Annotated in this window: 19 protein-coding genes; 8 read left to right on the top strand and 11 right to left on the bottom strand. The window is 70.4% G+C overall.

Annotated features, from left to right (window positions below; translation table 11 throughout):
* Nucleotides 1-46 precede the first annotated feature (46 nt).
* Genes FNH08_RS20315 through FNH08_RS20300 form a run of 4 tightly spaced genes read left to right on the top strand, consistent with a single transcriptional unit; the run spans nt 47 to nt 4,020 of the window.
* Nucleotides 47-1,357: an MFS transporter gene (locus FNH08_RS20315; protein ID WP_152772915.1), complete on the top strand. Its 1,311-nt coding sequence runs from the start codon at nt 47-49 to the stop codon at nt 1,355-1,357.
* 32 nt (nt 1,358-1,389) lie between these two features.
* Nucleotides 1,390-2,133 carry an SDR family oxidoreductase gene (locus FNH08_RS20310; protein ID WP_152772914.1) on the top strand — a complete coding sequence of 248 codons (744 nt, stop codon included), beginning with the start codon at nt 1,390-1,392 and terminating at the stop codon, nt 2,131-2,133.
* Nucleotides 2,134-2,137: 4 nt separating this feature from the next.
* On the top strand, nt 2,138-3,349 hold the full coding sequence (locus FNH08_RS20305; protein ID WP_152772913.1) for an aspartate transaminase: 1,212 nt from the start codon (nt 2,138-2,140) through the stop codon (nt 3,347-3,349).
* Nucleotides 3,346-4,020: a 4-carboxy-4-hydroxy-2-oxoadipate aldolase/oxaloacetate decarboxylase gene (locus FNH08_RS20300; protein ID WP_152772912.1), complete on the top strand. Its 675-nt coding sequence runs from the start codon at nt 3,346-3,348 to the stop codon at nt 4,018-4,020. The genes FNH08_RS20305 and FNH08_RS20300 overlap by 4 nt, the downstream gene beginning before the upstream one ends.
* A 74-nt stretch (nt 4,021-4,094) precedes the next feature.
* Here the strand turns inward: FNH08_RS20300 and FNH08_RS20295 are convergent, their stop codons facing one another.
* The 3 genes from FNH08_RS20295 to FNH08_RS20285 are packed head-to-tail and all read right to left on the bottom strand — an operon-like array spanning nt 4,095 to nt 6,941.
* The gene (locus tag FNH08_RS20295) at nt 4,095-5,132 is read right to left on the bottom strand and encodes an L-idonate 5-dehydrogenase (protein ID WP_152772911.1); all 1,038 of its coding nucleotides are present in this window, start codon (nt 5,130-5,132) and stop codon (nt 4,095-4,097) included.
* Nucleotides 5,133-5,159: 27 nt separating this feature from the next.
* Nucleotides 5,160-5,930 (bottom strand): SDR family oxidoreductase, encoded by a 771-nt coding sequence (locus tag FNH08_RS20290; protein ID WP_152772910.1) that lies wholly within the window; start codon nt 5,928-5,930, stop codon nt 5,160-5,162.
* A gap of 9 nt (nt 5,931-5,939) precedes the next feature.
* Nucleotides 5,940-6,941: a 2-hydroxyacid dehydrogenase gene (locus tag FNH08_RS20285; protein WP_152772909.1), complete on the bottom strand. Its 1,002-nt coding sequence runs from the start codon at nt 6,939-6,941 to the stop codon at nt 5,940-5,942.
* A gap of 145 nt (nt 6,942-7,086) precedes the next feature.
* Here FNH08_RS20285 and FNH08_RS53570 point away from each other — a divergent pair, with 145 nt between their 5' ends.
* From FNH08_RS53570 to FNH08_RS20270, 3 genes are all read left to right on the top strand, one after another.
* Nucleotides 7,087-7,854, top strand: a complete 768-nt coding sequence (locus FNH08_RS53570; protein ID WP_322724933.1) for an IclR family transcriptional regulator — start codon at nt 7,087-7,089, stop codon at nt 7,852-7,854.
* 250 nt (nt 7,855-8,104) lie between these two features.
* Nucleotides 8,105-9,019, top strand: coding sequence for an RNA-guided endonuclease InsQ/TnpB family protein (locus FNH08_RS20275; protein WP_322724935.1), 915 nt, complete (start codon nt 8,105-8,107; stop codon nt 9,017-9,019).
* Between the two features lie 64 nt (nt 9,020-9,083).
* Nucleotides 9,084-9,551, top strand: coding sequence for a TetR/AcrR family transcriptional regulator (locus tag FNH08_RS20270; protein ID WP_228034244.1), 468 nt, complete (start codon nt 9,084-9,086; stop codon nt 9,549-9,551).
* A gap of 23 nt (nt 9,552-9,574) precedes the next feature.
* Here FNH08_RS20270 and FNH08_RS20265 read toward each other — a convergent pair whose 3' ends face one another.
* The 4 genes from FNH08_RS20265 to FNH08_RS20250 form a co-directional block, all read right to left on the bottom strand.
* Nucleotides 9,575-10,573: an asparaginase gene (locus FNH08_RS20265; protein ID WP_152772908.1), complete on the bottom strand. Its 999-nt coding sequence runs from the start codon at nt 10,571-10,573 to the stop codon at nt 9,575-9,577.
* Nucleotides 10,574-10,738: 165 nt separating this feature from the next.
* Nucleotides 10,739-11,170: a hypothetical protein gene (locus tag FNH08_RS20260; RefSeq protein WP_152772907.1), complete on the bottom strand. Its 432-nt coding sequence runs from the start codon at nt 11,168-11,170 to the stop codon at nt 10,739-10,741.
* 142 nt (nt 11,171-11,312) lie between these two features.
* Nucleotides 11,313-11,885, bottom strand: coding sequence for a snapalysin family zinc-dependent metalloprotease (locus tag FNH08_RS20255; protein WP_152772906.1), 573 nt, complete (start codon nt 11,883-11,885; stop codon nt 11,313-11,315).
* Nucleotides 11,886-12,032: 147 nt separating this feature from the next.
* Nucleotides 12,033-13,445 carry a M1 family metallopeptidase gene (locus tag FNH08_RS20250; RefSeq protein ID WP_322724929.1) on the bottom strand — a complete coding sequence of 471 codons (1,413 nt, stop codon included), beginning with the start codon at nt 13,443-13,445 and terminating at the stop codon, nt 12,033-12,035.
* A gap of 207 nt (nt 13,446-13,652) precedes the next feature.
* Between FNH08_RS20250 and FNH08_RS20245 the strand changes: the two genes are divergently transcribed.
* The gene (locus tag FNH08_RS20245; RefSeq protein ID WP_322724928.1) at nt 13,653-14,003 is read left to right on the top strand and encodes a DUF488 domain-containing protein; all 351 of its coding nucleotides are present in this window, start codon (nt 13,653-13,655) and stop codon (nt 14,001-14,003) included.
* Nucleotides 14,004-14,026: 23 nt separating this feature from the next.
* Here the strand turns inward: FNH08_RS20245 and FNH08_RS20240 are convergent, their stop codons facing one another.
* Genes FNH08_RS20240 through FNH08_RS20225 form a run of 4 tightly spaced genes read right to left on the bottom strand, consistent with a single transcriptional unit; the run spans nt 14,027 to nt 19,243 of the window.
* Nucleotides 14,027-16,030, bottom strand: coding sequence for a beta-galactosidase (locus tag FNH08_RS20240; RefSeq protein WP_322724927.1), 2,004 nt, complete (start codon nt 16,028-16,030; stop codon nt 14,027-14,029).
* A 17-nt stretch (nt 16,031-16,047) separates the two neighbouring features.
* Nucleotides 16,048-16,869 (bottom strand): carbohydrate ABC transporter permease, encoded by an 822-nt coding sequence (locus FNH08_RS20235; protein WP_152772904.1) that lies wholly within the window; start codon nt 16,867-16,869, stop codon nt 16,048-16,050.
* Nucleotides 16,869-17,897, bottom strand: coding sequence for a carbohydrate ABC transporter permease (locus FNH08_RS20230; RefSeq protein WP_407704416.1), 1,029 nt, complete (start codon nt 17,895-17,897; stop codon nt 16,869-16,871). Before FNH08_RS20230 ends, FNH08_RS20235 begins: the two co-directional genes overlap by 1 nt.
* Nucleotides 17,894-19,243: an extracellular solute-binding protein gene (locus FNH08_RS20225; RefSeq protein ID WP_152772903.1), complete on the bottom strand. Its 1,350-nt coding sequence runs from the start codon at nt 19,241-19,243 to the stop codon at nt 17,894-17,896. The genes FNH08_RS20230 and FNH08_RS20225 overlap by 4 nt, the downstream gene beginning before the upstream one ends.
* Nucleotides 19,244-19,758 lie beyond the last annotated feature (515 nt).

The following is a 19,758-nucleotide window of genomic DNA, read 5'->3' as shown; positions in this document are numbered from 1 at the left end:
GTGCCGAACGCCCTTCATCCCCGCCCGCTCCACGTCAGGAGGCGCCATGACCACCATGGCCGCGCAGCCAGTGCCCAACACCGTCGACCCGAGAACAGCACGGAAGGTCACCCTCGCAGGGTGCGTCGGCATCTTCGCCGAGCTCTACGACAACGGCATCTTCGGCTTCATGGCGGGCACGCTCGCCGCCGTCTTCTTCCCCGGCTCCGAGAACGCCATCCAGCTCGTCTTCCTCGGCTACGCCGTCTCCTTCTTCTTCCGCCCCCTCGGCGGCATCATCTGCGGCCACCTCGGTGACCGCATCGGACGCCAGCGGATGCTGGTCTTCGTCATCCTCCTCATCAGCGTCGCCACCGCGGCCATCGGCGTCCTGCCCACCTACGCCAGCATCGGCATCGCGGCGCCGATCCTGCTGATCCTGCTGCGCGTCGCCCAGGGCTTCTCCGTCGGCGGCGAGGCGTCCGGCGCGATGAGCTTCCTCGCCGAGCACGCCCCCGAGGGCAAGCGCGGCCTCTACACCAGCTACGCCCAGATCGCGTCGTTCCTCTCCTTGCTCACCGGCACCCTGGTGGCCGCCGCCATGACCAGTGGACTCGGCGACGAGCGCATGGAGTCCTGGGGCTGGCGCATACCGTTCCTGCTGGCCGTACCGCTCGGCATCACCGGCATCTACATCCGCAAGCGGATCAGTGACACCCCCAACTTCAACCGCCTGAAGGAAGCGGGCGGCCTGTCCAGGAACCCCCTCAAGGAGGCATTCACCTCCGCCGAGCACCGCCGCGCCATGCTGCTGGCCCTGTTCATCCCCCTGATGAACGGCTCCGGTTACTACGTCCTGTTCGGCTACATGCCCACCTTCATGAGCAGCGAGCTGAACTTCGGCAAGGTCCAGGGCCTCCTCGTCACCGCCTCCAGCCTGGTGGCGATCTGTATCGCCATCCCCTACATGGGCCGGCTGTCCGACCGGGTCGGCCGCAAGAAGGTCATCGCCGGCGCCGCCATCGCCATGGCCGCCGCAGGCATCCCCTGTTACCTCCTGATCGGCACCGGCAACGTCGCCCTCGCCGTCATCGGCGCCTGCCTCATGGCCGTCGTGTTCGCCGGGCACACCGGCGTCATCCACATCCTGCTCGTCGAGCTCTTCCCCACCCGCGTCCGCTACTCCGCCTACGGCCTGGGCTACAACGTCTCCGCGGCACTCTTCGGCGGCACCGCGCCCCTGCTGATGACGTACCTCATCGACCGCACCGGCGACACCCACATGCCGGCCTACTACGCCGTCGTCACCGCACTCGGCACGCTCGTCGCCGTGTCCCGGGTGAAGGACCGCGCCCACCTGCCCCTGCGCGACGCCTGACCGCCCCCCCACCCAGCAAGGAGCACACCCGCATGCCCATCTCCGACTACCGCACCGCTCTCGTCACCGGAGCGTCGACCGGCATCGGAGCCGTAGTGGTCGAGCGACTCGCCAAGCGCGGCCTGGAAGTCCATGCCGTGGCACGCAACGCGGAGCGCCTCGAAGCCCTCGCCGACACCACCGGCTGCGTCCCGCACGCCATCGACATCACCGACACCGACGCGCTGACCGCCGCGCTGGACGGCCTGGAGATCGACGTCCTGGTCAACAACGCCGGCGTCTCGCGCACCGGCAACATCCTGACCGCCGACGAGTTCGCCGTCGACGAGCAGGTCGCCGTCAACATCCAGGCCGTCCTGCACCTCGTACGCCTGCTGATGCCCGGCATGGTCGAGCGCGACCTCGGCCACATCGTCAACATCAGCTCCATCGCCGGCGTCTACAACTTCGGCGGCAACACCATCTACCACGCCACCAAGGCGGCCGTGCACACGCTCTCCCGACAACTGCGCGTGGACGGTTACGGCAAGCGCGTCCGCGTCACCGAGATCTGCCCGGGCCGCGTGGAGACGGAGATCTTCGGCCGGCTGCTCGGCGACATGGAGGAGGCGCAGCGGCAGTTCTACGACGGCTACGAGTCCCTCAAGCCCGAGGACATCGCCGACTCCATCGAGTTCGCCGTGGACTCACCCCGGCACGTCAACATCGGCCACATCGAGATCCTGCCCGCCTTCCAGGTCCCCGGAGGCCTGAACTTCGAACGCCGCGAGGGCTGAGCACATGAACACGGCAGAGCGCGTACGCCGCATCAAGCCCTCGCCCAGCACGGCGGCGGCGCAGCGCGTGCGCGAACTCAAGAGCCAGGGGCTCACCATCCTCGACCTGACCGTGGGCGAGCCCGACTTCGACACCCCCGACCACGTCAAGGCCGCCGCGATCGAGGCGGTCGAGGCGGGCGAGACCAAGTACACCCCCGTCAACGGCACCCCACGGCTGCGCGCCGCGATCGCCGGCAAACTCCGGCAGCGGCACGGCCTGGAGTACACGGACAGCCGGCTCACCGTCGGCGGCGGAGCCAAGCAGGTCATCTTCCTCGCCCTGATGGCCACGCTGGACGAGGGGGACGAGGTCATCGTCCCGGCCCCGTACTGGGTGTCGTACCCGGACATGGTCCTCGCCAACGACGGCACCCCCGTCATCGTCGACTGCCCGGAGACGGAGGGCTTCAAGCTGACGCCCGGCCGCCTGCGGTCCTCGATCACCGACCGAACCCGCTGGGTCGTCCTCAACACCCCCGGCAACCCGACCGGCGCCGCCTACACCACCACCGAACTCCGCGCGCTCGCCGAGGTGTTGCTGGACCACCCGCACGTCGGCGTCCTCACCGACGAGATCTACGACGAGATCTGGTACGACGACGGCGACCAGCCGTCCCTCGCCGCAGTCGAACCCCGCCTGGCCGACCGGGTGTTCCTCACCAACGGCGTGTCGAAGACGTACGCGATGACGGGATGGCGGCTCGGCTACGGGGCGGGGCCGGAGGACCTGGTGACCGCGATCAACACGCTCCAGTCGCAGATCTCCTCGTGCCCGTCCTCGATCAGCCAGGCAGCGGCCGCCGCCGCGCTGACGGGGCCGCAGGACTTCGTACGGGACACCGTCGAGGTCTATCGGGCACGCCGGGACACCACCGTCAAACTCATCGGCGAGACACCGGGGTTGAGCTGCACCACGGCCAGCGGAGGCTTCTACCTCCTGGTCAACTGCCGACAGTTCCTGGGCAGGTTCACCCCTGCCGGCGGCCGGATCGAGAGCGACGAGGACTTCACCCGCCACCTCCTGGAGACCCAACAGGTGGCGGTGATCCACGGATCCGCATACGGGGCGCCCGGCTACTTCCGTATCTCGTTCGCCACCTCCACGGAGATCCTCACCGAAGCCTGCGCACGCATCGCAGCCGCCTGCGCCACCCTGTCCGAAAGGCCGTCATGATCCGCGTCAGCACCAAGTTCGAGCGGCCGGACGCCGCCCTGGTCGAGCGACTGGGCGCCTTCTCCTCGGCCACCATCCACGAAGCGCAGGGCAGGCTCGGAGCCCTGGACTCCGCCATCAAGCCGGTCGACCACCGGATGTCCCTGTGCGGCCCCGCCTTCACGGTCCAGTGCGCACCGCGCGACAACCTGATGCTGCAGACCGCCATCGCCCACGCCCGCCCGGGGGACGTCATCGTCGTCTCCGCCGGCGCCTACGAGGAGGCGGGCTCCTTCGGCGACGTCCTCGCCAACGCCTGCCAGGCCAAGGGCCTCGGCGGCCTGGTCACCGACACCGGTGTCCGGGACACCGAGGACCTGCGCGCCCTGGGCTTCCCCGTCTTCTCCCGCAGCGTCTGCATCAAGGGCACGGTCAAGGAGACCGTCGGCCCGATGTGCGAACCGATCACCGTCGGCGGCGAACTCGTCCGCCCCGGCGACATCGTGCGGGCCGACGCCGACGGCGTGGTCGTCGTCCGCCGCGAGGACGCCGCCGAGGTCGTCACCCTGTCCCAGGAGCGGGTCGACACCGAGGCGGACTACATCGCCGCGTACCGGGCGGGCAAGACGGTCACCGAGATCTGCGGCCTCGAACCGCTGCTCGCGGCCAAGGGGCTGGTGATCGAGGAGTAGCGGAGCCATGGCAGAGCCCCGACCGGAACCGGTCGGGGCTCTGCCATGTTCGGGTCGGACCCGGTCGGCCCTCGTCAGCCCTCGGACAGGTCGAGCAGGACCTTGGAGGCGACCGTGCGGTCCTGGGCCATGGCGAACGCGGCGGTGGACTGGCCGAGCGGGAAGGTGTGGGTGACGACGGGCTCCACGTGCAGGCCCCCGGCCAGGAGGGACAGCGCGTCGTCGAACTCGGTGTCGAAGCGGAAGGCTCCGCGCAGGTCGAGTTCGCGGGTGACCGTGACATTGCCCAGGAGACCCACCTCGCCGGGCGGCAGCAGGCCCAGCAGGACGACGGTGCCGCCACGGCGCACCCGTTCCACGCAGGTGCGCAGGCCCGCGGGTGCCCCGGACGCCTCGACGGCGATGTCGATGTCACCGGACCAGCCCGGGTCGTCGGGCCGGTCCGCGCGTACCGTCGCGGTGGCGCCCACCTCGGTGGCGAGCCGCAGCGGCTCGTCGAAGAGGTCGCTGACGACGATCTCGGCGGCGCCCGCGTGCCGCAGCGCCGCCACGACGAGGCAGCCGATCGGGCCGGCTCCGGTGACCAGGACCCGCTTGCCGCTGACGTCGCCCGCCCGGCGTACGGCGTGCAGGGCCACCGACAGCGGTTCGGCGAGGACGGCCCGGCGCAGGCTCAGCCCGGGCGGCAGGCGGCGGATCTGGGCGGCGGGCACGTTGATGAGCCGGGCGAACCCGCCCTGGACGTGCGGTGTGTGGGCCGCGCTGCCCAGGTAGCGGGTGCGGGCGCAGATGTTGCGCCTGCCACCGGCGCACTCGTGGCACGTGCCGCAGGGCGTGGCGGGATGGACCGCGACGGCCGTGCCGACCGCGGGTCCGTCCGGGCCGTCGGTGCCGGGCCCGAGGGCGGCGACGTGGCCGACCACCTCGTGGCCGAGCACCATGGGCTCGTTCAGGGCGAAGTCCCCGACCCGCCCGTGGTGGTAGTAGTGCAGGTCGGAACCGCAGATCCCGCCGAGAGCGACGGTGACCGCGATCTCGCCCGGTCCGGGGGCGGCGGCCGGCCGCTCCTCGACCCGCAGATCACCGGCTCCGTGAACGACACACGCTTGCATGAGAGGGCTCCTTGGGGTCACAGGGCGTCAGAGGACGGAGAGCATGCCGCCGTCGACGTACAACAGCTGCCCGTTCACGAAGTCGGAGGCCGGCGAGGAGAGAAAGAGCAGGGCGCCGACGAGGTCCTCGACGTCGCCCCAGCGGCCGGCGGGCGTCCGCTTCCGCACCCAGGCGCTGAACTCCTCGTCCGCCACCAGCGCCGACGTCAGCTCGGTGTCGAAGTAGCCGGGGCCGATGCCGTTGACCTGGATGCCGTACGGCCCGAGGTCGGCGCACATGCCCTTGGTGAGCATCTTCAGGCCGCCCTTGGTCGCCGAGTAGGGCGCGATACCGGGGCGTACCGCCTCGCTCTGCAGCGAGCAGATGTTGATGATCTTGCCGTGGCGCCGGGGCACCATGCGCCGGGCGACCTCGCGGCCGACGAGGAAGGCACTGGTGAGGTTGGTGTCGAGCAGGCCGTGCCAGTCCTCGTCGGTGAAGTCGAGGAACGGGGCGCGCCGTTGGGCGCCGGTGTTGTTCACCAGGATGTCGATGGGCCCGGCCCGGTCCTCGATGCGGGTGACGGCGTCGGCGACCGCGGCGGAGTCGGTGACGTCGAAGGCCTCCGTGAGGACCGCGTCGCCGAACGTCTCGGCCAGCTCCTTGCGGGCCTCCTCCAGCACGGCGGTGTCGCGGCCGTTGAGGACGACCGTGCAGCCGGCTTCGAGCAGGCCCTTGGCCAGTGCCCGGCCGATACCGCGGCTGGATCCGGTGACCAGGGCGACCCTGCCGGTGACGTCGAAGAGGGGGTGACTCATGAGGGCCTCTCAGGCGTGGGTGGACGACGTGGGAGCGGAGGGCAGTGCGGCACCGCCCGGCAGCGGAGTGCGTGCCGGGCGGCCCGCGAGCACGTCGAGGATGTTGTGGGCCGCGAGGTCCACCATGGCGGCGCGCGTGGCCTCGGTGGCCGAGCCGATGTGCGGAAGCGTCACCACACGGGGCTCACCCACCAGCGGTGACAGCTCGGCGCCCATGGGTTCGCGCGCGAAGACGTCGAGGCCCGCCGAGTGGATGGTCCCGTCCCGCAGCGCCCGGAGCAGGGCGTCCTCGTCGACGACGCCGCCCCGGGAGGTGTTGACCAGGGTGGCGGTGGGCTTCATGGCCGCCAGCTCGGCGGCGCCGATGAGGTGGCGGGTCGCCGGGTTCAGGGGCACGTTCAGCGAGACCACGTCGGACTCGGCGAGCAGCGTGGGCAGGTCAACCGGTGTGGAGAGCGTGTCCTTCGACGCGGACCGGCTGTGGTGCAGCACCCGCATGCCGAAGCCGTGGGCCCGCCGCGCCACCGCGCGTCCGATCTGGCCGTAGCCGACCACGCCGAGCGTGGCGCCGTGCACGTCCAGGCCCAGGTAGTCGTCCATCCGGAACGTGTCCCACTGTCCGGCGGCGAGGGAGTCACGGGCCGTTCCGAGGCGCCTGCGGGCCATCAGGATGAGCGCGAACGCGAGATCGGCGGTGGTCTCCGCCAGGACACCGGGGGTGTGGGTGACCACGACACCGCGCTCGGCCGCCGCGTCCCGGTCCACGCCGTCGAATCCCGCGCTGGCCAGCGCGACGACCTTCAGCGAGGGCCCGGCGGCGTCGAGCAGGGCGGCGTCCACCCGGTCGTTGCCCAGGCAGAGGATGCCGCTCACGCCGGCGGCGAGGGCCCGCAGCTCGGCCGGTTCGGGTTTGCCCTGTCCGCTGCCGCGCACCAGCTCGAAGCGGTCGGCCAGCCGGTCCAGGCCCCCACCGGGCAGGGCGGGCCGGGTGGTGAGCACTCGCTGCGTCATGGGCCACTCCCTGATTTTCCACTGAGTGGGAAAGTTATCTGCTCAACGGAAAACATCGTCGAGCGGGCCGCGAGCGGTGTCAACCACTACGACCCGAAGCGTCCACTGAGTGAGATTCCTTTCCGGTCAGTGGTAACTTGCCGCTGTGAGTACCAGCGAAGTGCCGACCGACGTCGTCGGCCGGGCGATCCGGCTGCTCGTCCTGGTCGGTGAGCATCCGCACGGCATCACGCTGTCCGTGCTGGCCCGCGAGAGCGGCGTTCCCGTCAGCACCGCGCACCGGCTGGTCAACTCCCTCTGCCGCGAGGGCCTCGTGGAGTTCGAGGCCACCGACAAGCGCTACCGGCCGGGCCTGCGGCTGTTCCAGCTCGGCCAGCAGGCAGGGCAGGCGTACGGGTTCGCCGGGACGGCCCTCCCCGTGATGCAGCGCGTGACGCGGCAGACCGAGGAAGCCACCCTCATGTCGGTGCTCGACGGCGCACGGCACCTGTACGTGCACTACGTGGACGGCCCCCTGCCGGTCGGCGTGCGCAGTGAGCCCGGCCGTCACGGTCCACTGCACTGCACCTCGATGGGCAAGGTCCTGATGGCCTTCGCCCCCGACGACGTACGCGCCGACCTGCTGGACCACGTCGACCTCACCCCGCACGGGCCGAACAGCATCACCGACCGCGAGGTCCTGCGCGACGACGTCGCCCGTGCCGCCGAACGCGGCTACGCCACGGCCGACGAGGAGCACCATCCCGGCCTGCGTGCCGTGGCCGTTCCGATCCTGCGGCCCGACGGCGGCCTCTTCGCCGCACTGTCCACCGCCGCGCCCGCCTTCCGCCGCAGCGTGGACGATCTGGTCGCCATGGTGCCCCTGCTCCAGGCGGCGGCCTCCGAGCTGGGCGTCCGGCTGCCTGCTCGCTGATCTGCTCGCCGCCCATATCTGAGCGACTCCCCCCGACGTTCTTCAGGGCGTACGTCCCGGCCCGGGTGCACACCGCCAACAACGTCATGAACAGCGCCGTACAGCGCGCAGCTCTGCCCGCGGTGCGCGAGTGCGACGAGGACGTACGCGCCATGGCGGCCGGCTACCGTGACCGCCGCGACCTGATGGTCCGGGCCCTCGCCGGCATCCCCGACATCCGCTTCCGCGAACCTGAGGGAGCGTTCTCCCAATTCCCAAACTTGGCCGGGTCCGGTTCCGCTGGACCAAGGACCTCCCGGTGGGCAAGCGGGCGAACAACGACAACCGGATCACCGGCGCGCGTCTGATCAAGGACGCCCTCGGCTGGCACATCGCCTTCCGTGTCCAGACCCTCCACGCCAGGCCGGAGCCCCATCAGGGGGCTGAGGTCGGTATCGACGCCGGGGTGAACCTGCCTCTGGCCCTCTCCGACGGCAACCACTTCGACCATGGTCGGCCCTCTCGCCTTGCCAACGGGACAGCCGACCGCGACAAGTGGCTGAAGTCTGAGGAGAAGGTCAAACTCCTGCGTCTGGAGCAGCGGGCCGCACACCGCAAGAGTTTCCGCAAGCCCCTTGAGCGCACCTCGAACCGGCTGCGCAAGACCTACGACCAGATCAAACAGCTCCGTGCAACAGCCACGCGCCGAGCCGTTGACTGGCAGCACAAGGCCACGGCTGAGATCGCGGGCCAGTACGGCACGGTCGTGGTGGAGCAGCTCAACATCACGAACATGGTCACCTCCGCCAGGGGCACCATCGAGAACCCGGGCAAGAACGTCGCGCAGAAAGCCGGGCTGAACCGCTCCATCAGCCAGGAGGCATGGGGTCGCACGGTCACGATGCTGACGTACAAGCTCGTCCAGCGCGGCGGCGCCCTGCACAAGGTCTCCGCACGGAACACCTCCTTGCGCTGCTCGGCCTGCGGCATCATCACGCCGGGCAGCCGCAAGGACCAGGCCACGTTCGAATGCGAGAACGCCGACTGTGGATGGTCGGGCAACGCCGACCACAACGCCGCCCGAAACGTCTTGCAGCTCTACCGGATGGGCCACGTGCTCATCCCGGCTGCCGGGAGGGCAGTCGCCAGGCGCACCCGTGGCGTCAAACCCGCCGCCGCAAGGTAGGCAGGAATCTCCCGGCATCAGCCGGAAGAGCACTCCAAGTGTTCCCCTCCTACGACGCGCCGAGGTGTCCACCGCGACGGCCTACCGGCACTTCTCGTCCGTCGAGGAGATCCTGCACGCCTTCCGGTCCCAAGTGGGCTCTGAACTGAGGGAGTTCAGCGAGCAGCAGGACACCCGGGGCATGACCAGACTCGAAGCGGTGTCCCGCTACTGGGTGTCCCTCGTCCTCGAACACGGCGGGGCGATGGCGCAGATGCGCTCGCACCGCGGCTACCTCGAACGCCTCCGCGAGGGCACCGGTTACCTCGCCCCCCAGGCCGAGGCGCTCGCCGAGCCACTGCGGCAGACCACCGAGGAACTCGGCCTCGGCGACCTGGGCGACGAGGCCCTGTACCTGTGGAACGCCCTCTTCGACCCCCGCGACATCCTCGACCTCATCAAGTCCGGACGGACCGAGGAGGAGGCCGCCACACGGCTGGTGGCCGCACTGCGCGGAGCCCTCATCGGCTGGTCCGACGCGACGGGTCACTGAGCGACGGATCACTCAGCGACGGGTCAGCGAGCGAAGGCGGCGAACGCCTCCGTGATCGCCTCGCGGCCCGCGTCCTGCGCCAGCAGTTCATGGAGCAGGAGGCGCGCGTGATACGGGCCGAGAGTGCCGGCGGGGACGAGCCCGCGGCTGATCAGGTCCTTCTCGGATCCCGGGTAGCCGTACGTTCCGGTCAGGACCGGGCCGTTGTCTATCCGCGAGGCGAGGATCACGGGGACCCGCGCGGCGAGCTGTTCGAGGCGCTCGACGAGTCGCCGGGGCACGTGACCGGCCCCGAACGCGGCGACCACGAGGCCGTCGCACCGGCCGTCCCAGGCCGTGAGCAGCTCGCCGTCGTCACCGAGGCTCACCGTGTAGAGGCCCACGCGCACGTCCCGGACGCGCGGGCGCGTCAGGGGGCCGAACCGGCGGGGCGGCGCGGCGGTCAGCCGTACGACGTCCTCGGCGATTAGGCCGACGGGCCCGGCGCCGGGTGACGTGAAGGCGGCGGTGCTGGTGGTGTGCGACTTGCGGACGTGGCGTGCCGCGTGGATCTCGTCGTTCAGGACGACCAGCACACCGGCGCCACGCAACCGCGGGTCGGCCGCGGCGAGGACGGCCGCGTACAGGTTGGCGGGTCCGTCGGGCCCGGCCATGGTGGGGTTGCGCATGGCGCCGGTGACGACGACCGGCTGCTCGTGGCCGTGACGAAGGTCGAGGACGAACGCCGTCTCCTCGATCGTGTCGGTACCCTGCGTGATCACGATGCCGTCGACGTCGCCGTCGGCGAGGGTCCTGTCGATCTCCGCGCCGAGTTCCGTGAGGTCCTCGAAGGTGAGCGAGGCACTGGGCACCCGGCGCACGTCGTGCACGCGCAACGCGACATCGTGGACTGCCAGGTGGGGGACCGCGGCCAGGAGGTCATGGGCGGACAGGGCCGGGACGACTCCGCCGGTGGCCGGATCGGTGGTCATGGCGATGGTGCCACCGAGAGAGTAGACAGCCACCGTTCGTGTCGCGCCCATCGCCGCACCCATCGCGCCCCCTGACGTCCGGTTCTTCGTCCCGCGTGATCCCACCCCTGGGAGTTCGCCCGGTGCAGGGTACCGGGGGAGGAGCTCCCCTCCCTCAGCGGACCTCGGCACCGCGCACCGGCACCGAGCCGGTGCCCCGCCCGGCGTCCGCGTACGTCAGATCCGTCCGCCGGTGAGCCGGGTGAGGGGACCGTGCGTGTGGCGGCCCGACCGTCGGCCCGCGGCGTACGACGCGGCACCCAGGGCGGTCAGGCCCGCGCCCACGCCCGCGGCGACGAGCTTGCGCTGTGCGACGACGGTCCAGGCCGTCCTCGCGGTGGTCGCGACATGGCCGGACGCCGTGACGACCGCCTGGCGGCCCGCTTCGACGCTCTTCGCCGCGGTCTGTACGGCCCCCTGTGCGGCGTCGGCCGAACGCTCGGCCCCGGCCTTCGCCGCTGACGCCACGTCACCGCTCTTCGCCGCCGCGCTCTCCGCCGTCCGAGAGGCCGGAGCGGTCGCCTTCTCGGCCGTTCGCCGCGCCGCGGCTCCGGTCGTCGTCCCCTTGGTCGCGGTCTTCTTGTTCGTGTCCTTGTTCGGTTCAGTCATGGACAACGCGTTGCCAGTCACTCCGAGGCCAAACACGCCCTCACGCCGGACGCGGTGCGAGGGGGGAAGGCGCGAGGCCGTACGCCGGCGCGCGCAGGGCACCGGCGTACGGCCTTCCTCACCTGGCAGGACGCGGCACGCGTCAGTCCACGATCACCCCGGCGGGCACCGCGGGCACCGCCGGGGCCCGCCCGACGAGCGCGCTGCCGAAGTTCCCCTCGACCTCCGCCTTCTCCGCCGCGTTCGGATACGGGTTCGTGCACGCGGTGCCCGCGGTGGAACCGGACATCAGGCTCGAGCACGGGCCCGGCTTGCGGTCGGGCAGGCCCAGGATGTGCCCGAGTTCATGGGACGAGATACGAATCGTGTCGTAGCCCTGGTCGACGGCCTGGCGCCCGATGTAGACGGTTCCGTTGCCCAGGGTGGTGGGCAGGGCGCGCGGCCAGCCGTTGTCCGCGAGGACCCGTATGTTCGCGCGTTGCCCGGTGGCGACCGGCCGCAGCTCGACGGCGTCGACGCTCTCGTTCCAGATCGCCGCGCCCCGGTCCACCGCGCTCCTGAACTCCGCGGAGCCGGTGGCGTCGTAGGTGAAGACACGGGCGGCGAGGGGGCTGTCCGTCGCGTCGGCGGGAGCGGCCACGGCCTGACCGGCCGTCAGCGACAAGGACACCACCACGGCAGCGGCCAGGCCACCGGTCAGTCTACGGACGTGCATGATCGACCTCCTTGTGGGGGGAAGGGTAGTCGTGCTCATGACATTCTTACCCTCACTGCCCGGTCGGGGTGGAGGTGAATCCGTCAATCCGCGCGGGCCCGGGTGTCCGGGGCGGCCGCCGCGCCGCCCCGTCCAACTCGTCCGGATCTACGGCTTGTTCGGTTTGCCCGCGGTGTAGAGCCAGGTGTGGAACAGGTCGTCCAGGTTCTTCCCGGACAGCCGTTGCGCGAGGCGGACGAACTGGGCGCTCGTCCCGTGCCCGCCTCGGTGTTCGGTCGCCCAGGCGCGCAGGATGCGGAAGAACACCCGGTCTCCGACGGCCGTGCGCAGGGCGTGCAGGGTCATGGCGCCCCGGGAGTAGACGGGAGCGCCGAAGATGTTCGCGCCGCTGCCGGGGTCGCCGGGCGGAAACGCCCACACGGCGTCGCTCGCAGGGCGGGCGTACAGCGCGTCGAAGGTCTTCTGGGCGCTGTCGCCACCGTGCTGTTCGCTGTACAGCCACTCCGCGTAGACGGCGAAGCCCTCGTTGAGCCAGATGTCCTTCCAGGAGGTGAGAGACACGGAGTCCCCGAACCACTGGTGGGCGCTCTCGTGGACGAGGGTGCTCAGGTCGGGCGCCGAGTCGTAGACCGGACGGGTCTGCGTCTCCAGCGCGTATCCGACGTTCGGTGCCCGGTCCACGATCGAGCCGGCGGCGCGGAAGGGGTAGGGCCCGAACAGCTTGCTCTCCCACTCCAGGACGGACGGCAGCTGCTTCAGTACGGGTGCCGCGGCCTCGGCCTCGCGGGGGTCGACGGCGTCGAAGACCTGGATGCCGTCGCGGGTGGTGTACCGCGTGGTCCTGAACGTGCCGACCGTCGCCGTGGCCAGGTAGGCGGCCATGGGTTCGCTCTGCCGCCAGCGGAAGGTGGTCCGCCCGTGCGCGGTGCGTTCGTCGAGGAGCACGCCGTTGGCGACGGCTGTCTTGCCCTTGGGAACGGTGAGGGTGAAGTCGTACGACGCTTTGTCGGTGGGGTGGTTGTTCGCCGGGAACCAGGTCATGGCGCCCTGCGGCTCCCCGGCGACGAAGGCGCCGTCGTCGGTGGGGATCCAGCCGTCGAGTGAGCCGTCCGGGTCGGTGACCGGCTTGGGGGTGCCGCCGTAGGTGACGGTGACCCGGAACCACTGGCCCTTGTGCAGGGCGCGGCGCGGGGTGACGACGAGTTCCTGGCCGTCGCGCCGGTGGTCCGCCTTCCGGTGGTCGACCGTGAGGCCGGTGACCTTCAGTCCGTTGAGGTCGAGGTCGAAGCGGGTCAGGCGCTGGGTCGCGCGGGCGGTGAGGACCGCCCTGCCCGCGAGGTGGCGGCTGCCGGGGTCGTAACGGAGTGTCAGGTCGTAGTGGGCGACGTCGTATCCGCCGTTGCCTGCGAGCGGGAAGTACGGGTCGCCGGCGCCGGACCCGCCGACCGTCCCCGCCGAGGCGGGTCCGGCGGCGGCGAGCAGCGCCGTGAGGGCGAGGGGAACGGTGACGGTCACGGCCTCGCGGCGGAGGACGGAGACGCGTCTGACGTGCTGCGACACGTGGGCTCCTGCGGTGGGGGATGGCCAACGGCTCAGACTAGGACGCCCTCCGGGCGGATCTCGCCCCCGATCGGGTCAAGTCACGTTGCGTGACACCCCGTCAACTCGACATGGGGATACGCTCCCGGCACCGCCCTCACCCGAGACCCGAGACCCGAGACCCGAGACCCCAAACCACCAAACCCCAAACCCGAGAAAGGCCCACCCGTGAGTGTTCGCGTTCGCCGCGTCTACGAACCGCCCGAGCCGGACGACGGTGTACGTGTCCTGGTCGACCGGCTGTGGCCGCGCGGTCTGTCGAAGGACGCGGCACAGGTCGACGAGTGGCCCAAGGCCCTCACTCCGTCGACGGAGTTGCGCCGCTGGTACCACGCGGGTGAGGCGTCGTTCGAGGAGTTCAGGCGCCGCTACGAGGCGGAGCTGGCCGACCCAGAGGTCGCTGAACTCCTCGATCATGTACGTGAGTTGGCGGGCAAGGGCGCGGTGACGCTACTGACCGCGGCCAAGGTCCCGGAGGAGAGCCACGCCGCGGTGCTGGCCCGTCTCCTGGGAGCGTGAGGAGAAGGGCCGTCCACCTCCCCTCAGCCTCGCCGTGGCTCCCGTACGACCGCGATCTCTCCCGGTGGCAGCGTCACCGAGCCGGAGGCCGGCTTGCCGGTGAGGAGTTCGACGGCGTCCTCGGCGACGGGCACCCGCGCGCCGTTGCCCGCGTGGTCGATCAGGAAGAGGTAGTCGGCGGACGGCGATCGACGGCGTACCACCTCCACGCCCTCTGGTGCCGTGCGGACCGGTTCCACTCCGGCCTCGGTGCGGAGGACGGTGAGGAGGGACGCGAGGGTCGTGGGGTCCGGGTGTGTGGCCAGGTACCAGGTCGCGCCCTCGCCGTAGGTACGCCGCGTCACGGCGGGTACGCCCGTCAGCGGCCCGTCGGCGTACCGCACCACCGCCTCCGCGCCCTCCAGACGCAGGCGCTCCGACCACAGTGAGCCCGTACCGCCCCCGCTCAACGCGACCGTCTCGCCGGGTTGCAGCGGGAAGTGCTCGTCCGACCTGATGCCCAGCGCCTCGCGGAACGCGCCCGGGTAACCGCCCAGCCGTACGTGGCAGTTCTCGTCCACGGCCCCGCTGTGGAAGCCGACCGCGAGGGTGCCGCCCCGCTCCGCGAACCCCACCAGGTTCGCCGCGCCCTCGTCGTCGACCAGGTACAGCGCGGGGACCAGTACCACCCGGTAGGCCGACAGGTCCGCGTCCGGGCGTACGAAGTCCACGGCCACGCCCGCCCGCCACAGCGGCTCGTACCAGGAGCGGACCAGGTCCACGAAGCGCAGTCCGCTGTTGGGCTGTGCGGGGAACTCCAGGGCCCAACGGGCGTTCCAGTCCCAGGCGACGGCGACCTCGGCGGTGCCCGTACTGCCGCGCACCTCGGCCAACGCCCCGAGGTCGGCGCCCAGTCGGACCACGTCACGCCAGATCTGGCTGTCGGTGCCGGCGTGCGGGACCATCGCCGAGTGCCACTGCTCCGCGCCGGCCTTCGCCGCACGCCACTGGAAGAACGCGATGCCGTCCGCGCCGCGGGCCACGTGTGCGAGGGCGTTGCGGCGCAACTCGCCAGGCTGCTTGGCCCGGTTGACGGGCTGCCAGTTCACCGCTCCGGTGGAGTGCTCCATGAGGAACCAGGGGCCGCCCGCCAGCGACCGTACGAGATCGCTGCTCATCGCGATCTCGATCTCCGCCTCGGGGTCGGTGGACATCGCGTAGTGGTCGTTCGCCACCAGGTCCAGCTCCGGCGCCCAGCGCCAGTAGTCCAGAGCGTCGGTGATCGCCATGAAGTTGGTGGTGACGGGAGTGGCAGGGGCCGCCTCCCGCACGACGTCCCGTTCCGCGGTGTAGAGCGACAGCAGTTCGTCCGAGCAGAAGCGGCGCCAGTCCAGCAGGTTCGTCGGGTTGGGGCCGGCGCCGGTCGCCCGTGGCGGCAGGATCTCGTCCCAGTCGTAGTACCACTGGCTCCAGAAGGCGGTGCCCCAGGCGTCGTTGAGCGTCGCCAGGTCCTGGTACCTCACCCGCAGCCAGGTGCGGAACGCCGCGGCGCTGGTGTCGCAGCAGCAGGCGTTGGTGTGGCAGCCGTACTCGTTGTGGATGTGCCACATCACCACCGCCGGGTGATCGGCGTACCGCTCGGCCAGCGCGGTCGTGATGCGCACGGCGGCCTCGCGGTAGGCGGGGCTCGAAGGGCAGAACGTCTGACGGCTGCCGTACGAGAGCCGGCGGCCGTCCTTGTCGACCGGCAGCGCCTCCGGGTGTGCGCGGTAGAACCACGCCGGTGGCGCCGCGGTCGGGGTCGCGAGGTCCGCGGCGATGCCGTTCTCGTGCAGCAGGCCGAGGATCTTGTCCATGCGCGAGAAGTCGTACTCGCCCTCGCGCGGCTCCAGCAGGGCCCAGGAGAAGATGCCGACGCTGACGAAGGTGACGCCCGCCTCGCGCATGAGGCGCATGTCCTCGGCCCACACCTCCTCGGGCCACTGCTCGGGGTTGTAGTCGCCGCCGTAGGCGATGCCGGGGACGGAGAGAGTGGGTTTCGTGGTCACTGAGGATCCCTTGTCAGTCACTTGAGTCCGGACGTCGCGACGCCGGAGACGAATCCGCGCTGGAGGATGAGGAAGAGGAGCAGTACCGGCACGATGTAGACCACGACACCCGCCGCGACGAGGGTGTAGAGCCCGGTGCCGTGTTCGTTGACGTAGCCGGTGGCGATCTTGACGGCGAGCGTGGTCCGGTCGTCGTCCAGGAGCAGGGCGGGGGCCACGTAGTCGCCCCAGCTCCAGCTGAAGGAGAGGATCAGGCTGGTGGCGATGACGGGCCAGGACTGCGGGAGGAAGATCCGCCAGAAGACTCGGATCTGGCCGCAGCCGTCGACGATCGCCGCCTCCTCCAGTTCCTTGGGCATGTTGGTGAAGAACTGCCGGAAGAGGAAGATCAGGTACGGGGCGCCGCACAGACCCCACAGCACCCATGGCACGTAGGTGTTGACCAGGCCGGCTCTGGTGAACAGCAGGTAGGTCGGGATGAGGGTGATGATCTGAGGCATCATCATCGTCGACAGCAGGACGCCGAAGACGAGCCGCTTGCCTGGTGCGTCGAGGCGGGCGAAACCGTACCCGGCCCAGGCCGAGGCCAGGGTGATCAGGGTCGAGTAGATGACGGCGATCGTCAGTGAGTTGCGGGCGTAGCCGAGGTAGTCGAAGAAGGTCAGGGCCTGCGAGAAGTTGTCCAGGGTCAGGTGGTGCGGCCACCAGTGGATGGGTACGGCGCGCAGCTCGGAGGGCGCCTTGAGCGCCGTGATCACGAGCCAGCCGAAGGGGCTGAGGAACAGGACCAGCATCGCGACCAGGAGCATGTGGACGACACTGCGTCGGGCCAGCACCATCACGAGCCTCCGATCGTCCGGGACCTGGTCTTCTCCTGTTCGGGGTCCACGGAGTAGAAGACCGCGCCCTTGCTCAGCCTGAAGACGACGAGGGTGATGGCGATGATGAAGACGAAGAGCACCCACAGCAGGGCGGAGGCATAGCCGTAGCGGCTGTTGGCGAAGTACTGGGTGAAGACGTTGATCATGATCAGGTTGTTGCTCCTCGGCACGGCCGACACGCCCTGGGGCGTGGGGTCGAGAGAGATGAGGAGCGGGGCGAAGGTCTGCAGGGCGGCGATGATGCCGGTGACCACCTGGAAGAACAGCACGGGGGAGAGGAGGGGCAGGGTGATCCGGGTGAAGGACTGCCACTGGCTCGCCCCGTCCACCCGTGCCGCCTCGTGCAGTTCCCTGGGGATGTCCTGCAGCCCGGCCAGGGAGATGATCATGACGTTCCCCGCGGCCCACAGCGTGAGGGTGATCAGGACCCAGCGGGCGTACGGATCGGCCAGCCACGCCACCCCGTTGACGCCGAACATGTCCAGCAGACCGTTGGCAGAGCCGGAGTCACGGTCGAAGATCAGCTTGAAGGTGAGGGCCGCACCGACCGGCGGGACGACGGCGGGCAGGTAGAGCAGGGTGCGGAACAGGCCGCGGGCACGGATCGGCTGGTTCAGCAGCACCGCGAGGAACAGCCCGGCGGTGATCGTCAGCGGCACCGTGATGGCGGTGAACAGTCCGGTGCGGGCCAGGGAGTCGAGGGTGTCCGGGTCGGTGAAGACCTCCCGGTAGTTGTCCAGTCCCACGAAGCGGGGGTGGGAGGACAGGCCGTCGGAGTTGGTGAAGCTGAGCCACAGCGCGTAGCCCAGCGGGTAGGCCGTCAGGATCAGGAAGCCCAGCAGCCAGGGGCCGGTGAACACGTAGAACGCCCCTGCCCGGCGCATCCGCCGGGAGCCGAGCCGGGGCGCCCGGCGCACCCCCGGCTTCCCCGGTGCCGGGCGCCCCGGCGAAGCAGCGCCCCGTTCGGTGAGTTGACCGGTACTCACCCCACCAGCCCCTTGCCGCGCGCGAGCTGTTCGTTCATACGGGAGGTGAGCGCGTCGGCGATCCTGCCGACCGGGGTGCCGGACTTGACCGCGTCCGGCAGCACCTTGCTGAGGATCCCGTTCAGGGCGTCCGTCTGGGCGTACGGGCTGACGGGAAGCACCGCGAAGTACGGCAGCTCCCGCTCCTGGGCCGCGTACGCCTGCTTCTGGATCGCGGTGTCCCGGGGCAGCTTCGCGCGCAGCGAGTTCAGGGGAGGCAGGCCCCAGCCGCCGGCCACCCGCTCCTGGGCGGGCTTGCCGGCGAAGTGGATCTCGAAGAGCTTCCAGGCCGCTTCCTTGTTCTTGGCGTCCTTGGGGATCCAGAAGCCGGTGCCGCCGAAGCAGGGGCTGACGCGATGGCTGCCGAGCTGCGGCGCGGGCGCGAGCCGCGAGACCTTGGCCAGCTTGGCGTCGCCGGCGATGACCGAGCCGAACCAGTGGCCGTCGCAGCTCATCGCCATCCGGCCGGCCTGGTAGGTCGGGCCGTCCCAGCCGTCCGGGTTGGGGTTGACGACGCTCGGGCCGATGTCGGCCTTCGCGTAGTCGACGTACCACGCCAGTGCCTTGCGCGCTTCGGGCGAGGAGAAGTCCACGGTGGCCATGCCGTCGGCGAACAGGCTCCCGCCGGCCGACGCGGTCATCCACATGAGCTGGGACATGGCGCCCATGCCGCCCGCGCTCAGGCCGTACACCTTCACCTTGCCGAGCCTGCGCCTGGTCAGCCGCTTGCCGAGGTCCAGCCACTCGTCCATGGACAGCGGTTCGGTGGCGCTGGGCAGGTCCAGTCCGGCTTCCTCGAACATGTCGGCGCGGTACCAGAACATGCAGTCCTGCGAGTAGTCCTTGGCGAGGCCGTAGCGGGGGCCCGCGCCCTGCTTCTTGCCGTCGAAACGCCACACGTCGTTGGCCGGGGCCAGGTCGGAGGCCTTGAGCACCTTGCTCTTGGCGAGGTACGGATCCAGGTCCGTCATCAGCCCGCGCGCCGCGAAGTAGGGCGTGTCCGTCGCGCCCACACCACGGACCACATCCGGCGGGGTCTTGGCGGACAGCAGGGCGTTGAGCTTGGTGACGTCGTAGGTGATGACTCTGATGGTGACGCCCAGCGTCTTCTCGATGGTCTTCTTGGTCTTGGCGTCCCACTCCTCACCGACCGTCATGACGGTGAGCGTCTTCCCACCGCCCCCGGAACCGCTCCCGGAATCGACCGAGGCGGCACAGCCGGGCACGGCGGCAGCGGTGAGGGCGGCGCCGGCGGAGGCGGCGAGAAAACGGCGCCTGTCGAGAGAGCCTCTGGCGGAAACAGGCATGACTGTGAAGCCTTTCGTGCGGGATGCGTTCAGGGGTGCGCGGAGAGAAGGGCAATGCCGCGCCATGGGCCACGAGGGCAGGAGAGGGCGACGGAGCACCGATGAGCTCACCAGTGGGCTCGCATCGGCTGCTGCCGGCATGCACGGGTGAGTGCTGAGAAGTTACGGACCGCGGTTCGTCGGCTGTGCGGCGTCACGCCCCGGACGCCGCCGCGGGAAACCGGTTACGGAAAGACTTCGGCGAACGCTAGGTGGGGGCGCCAGGCGGTGTCAAGAGGTGCGAACGTCTCCGAAGAGATCGGGTCCGACGTGCGCCAAGTCCGCCGACAACGAGCTTGACGCAACCCTCTTGACTCCTCCCGCACGGCGGTGGCAGCGTTTTGTATCGCTACAAGAAATCGGTTGCTACTTGTTTTCGACACCTCGAACGAGGCAGCCGTCGAACCGGCAGCTGTCGAACGAGGCAGCCGTCGAACGAGGCAGCCGCCATCGGGGAACGCCGCGCCACCCCTGCC

It is taken from the genome of Streptomyces spongiae, assembly GCF_009377185.1.
Lineage (GTDB): Bacteria > Actinomycetota > Actinomycetes > Streptomycetales > Streptomycetaceae > Streptomyces > Streptomyces spongiae.
This window is presented reverse-complemented; position numbering and strand designations above follow the sequence as displayed.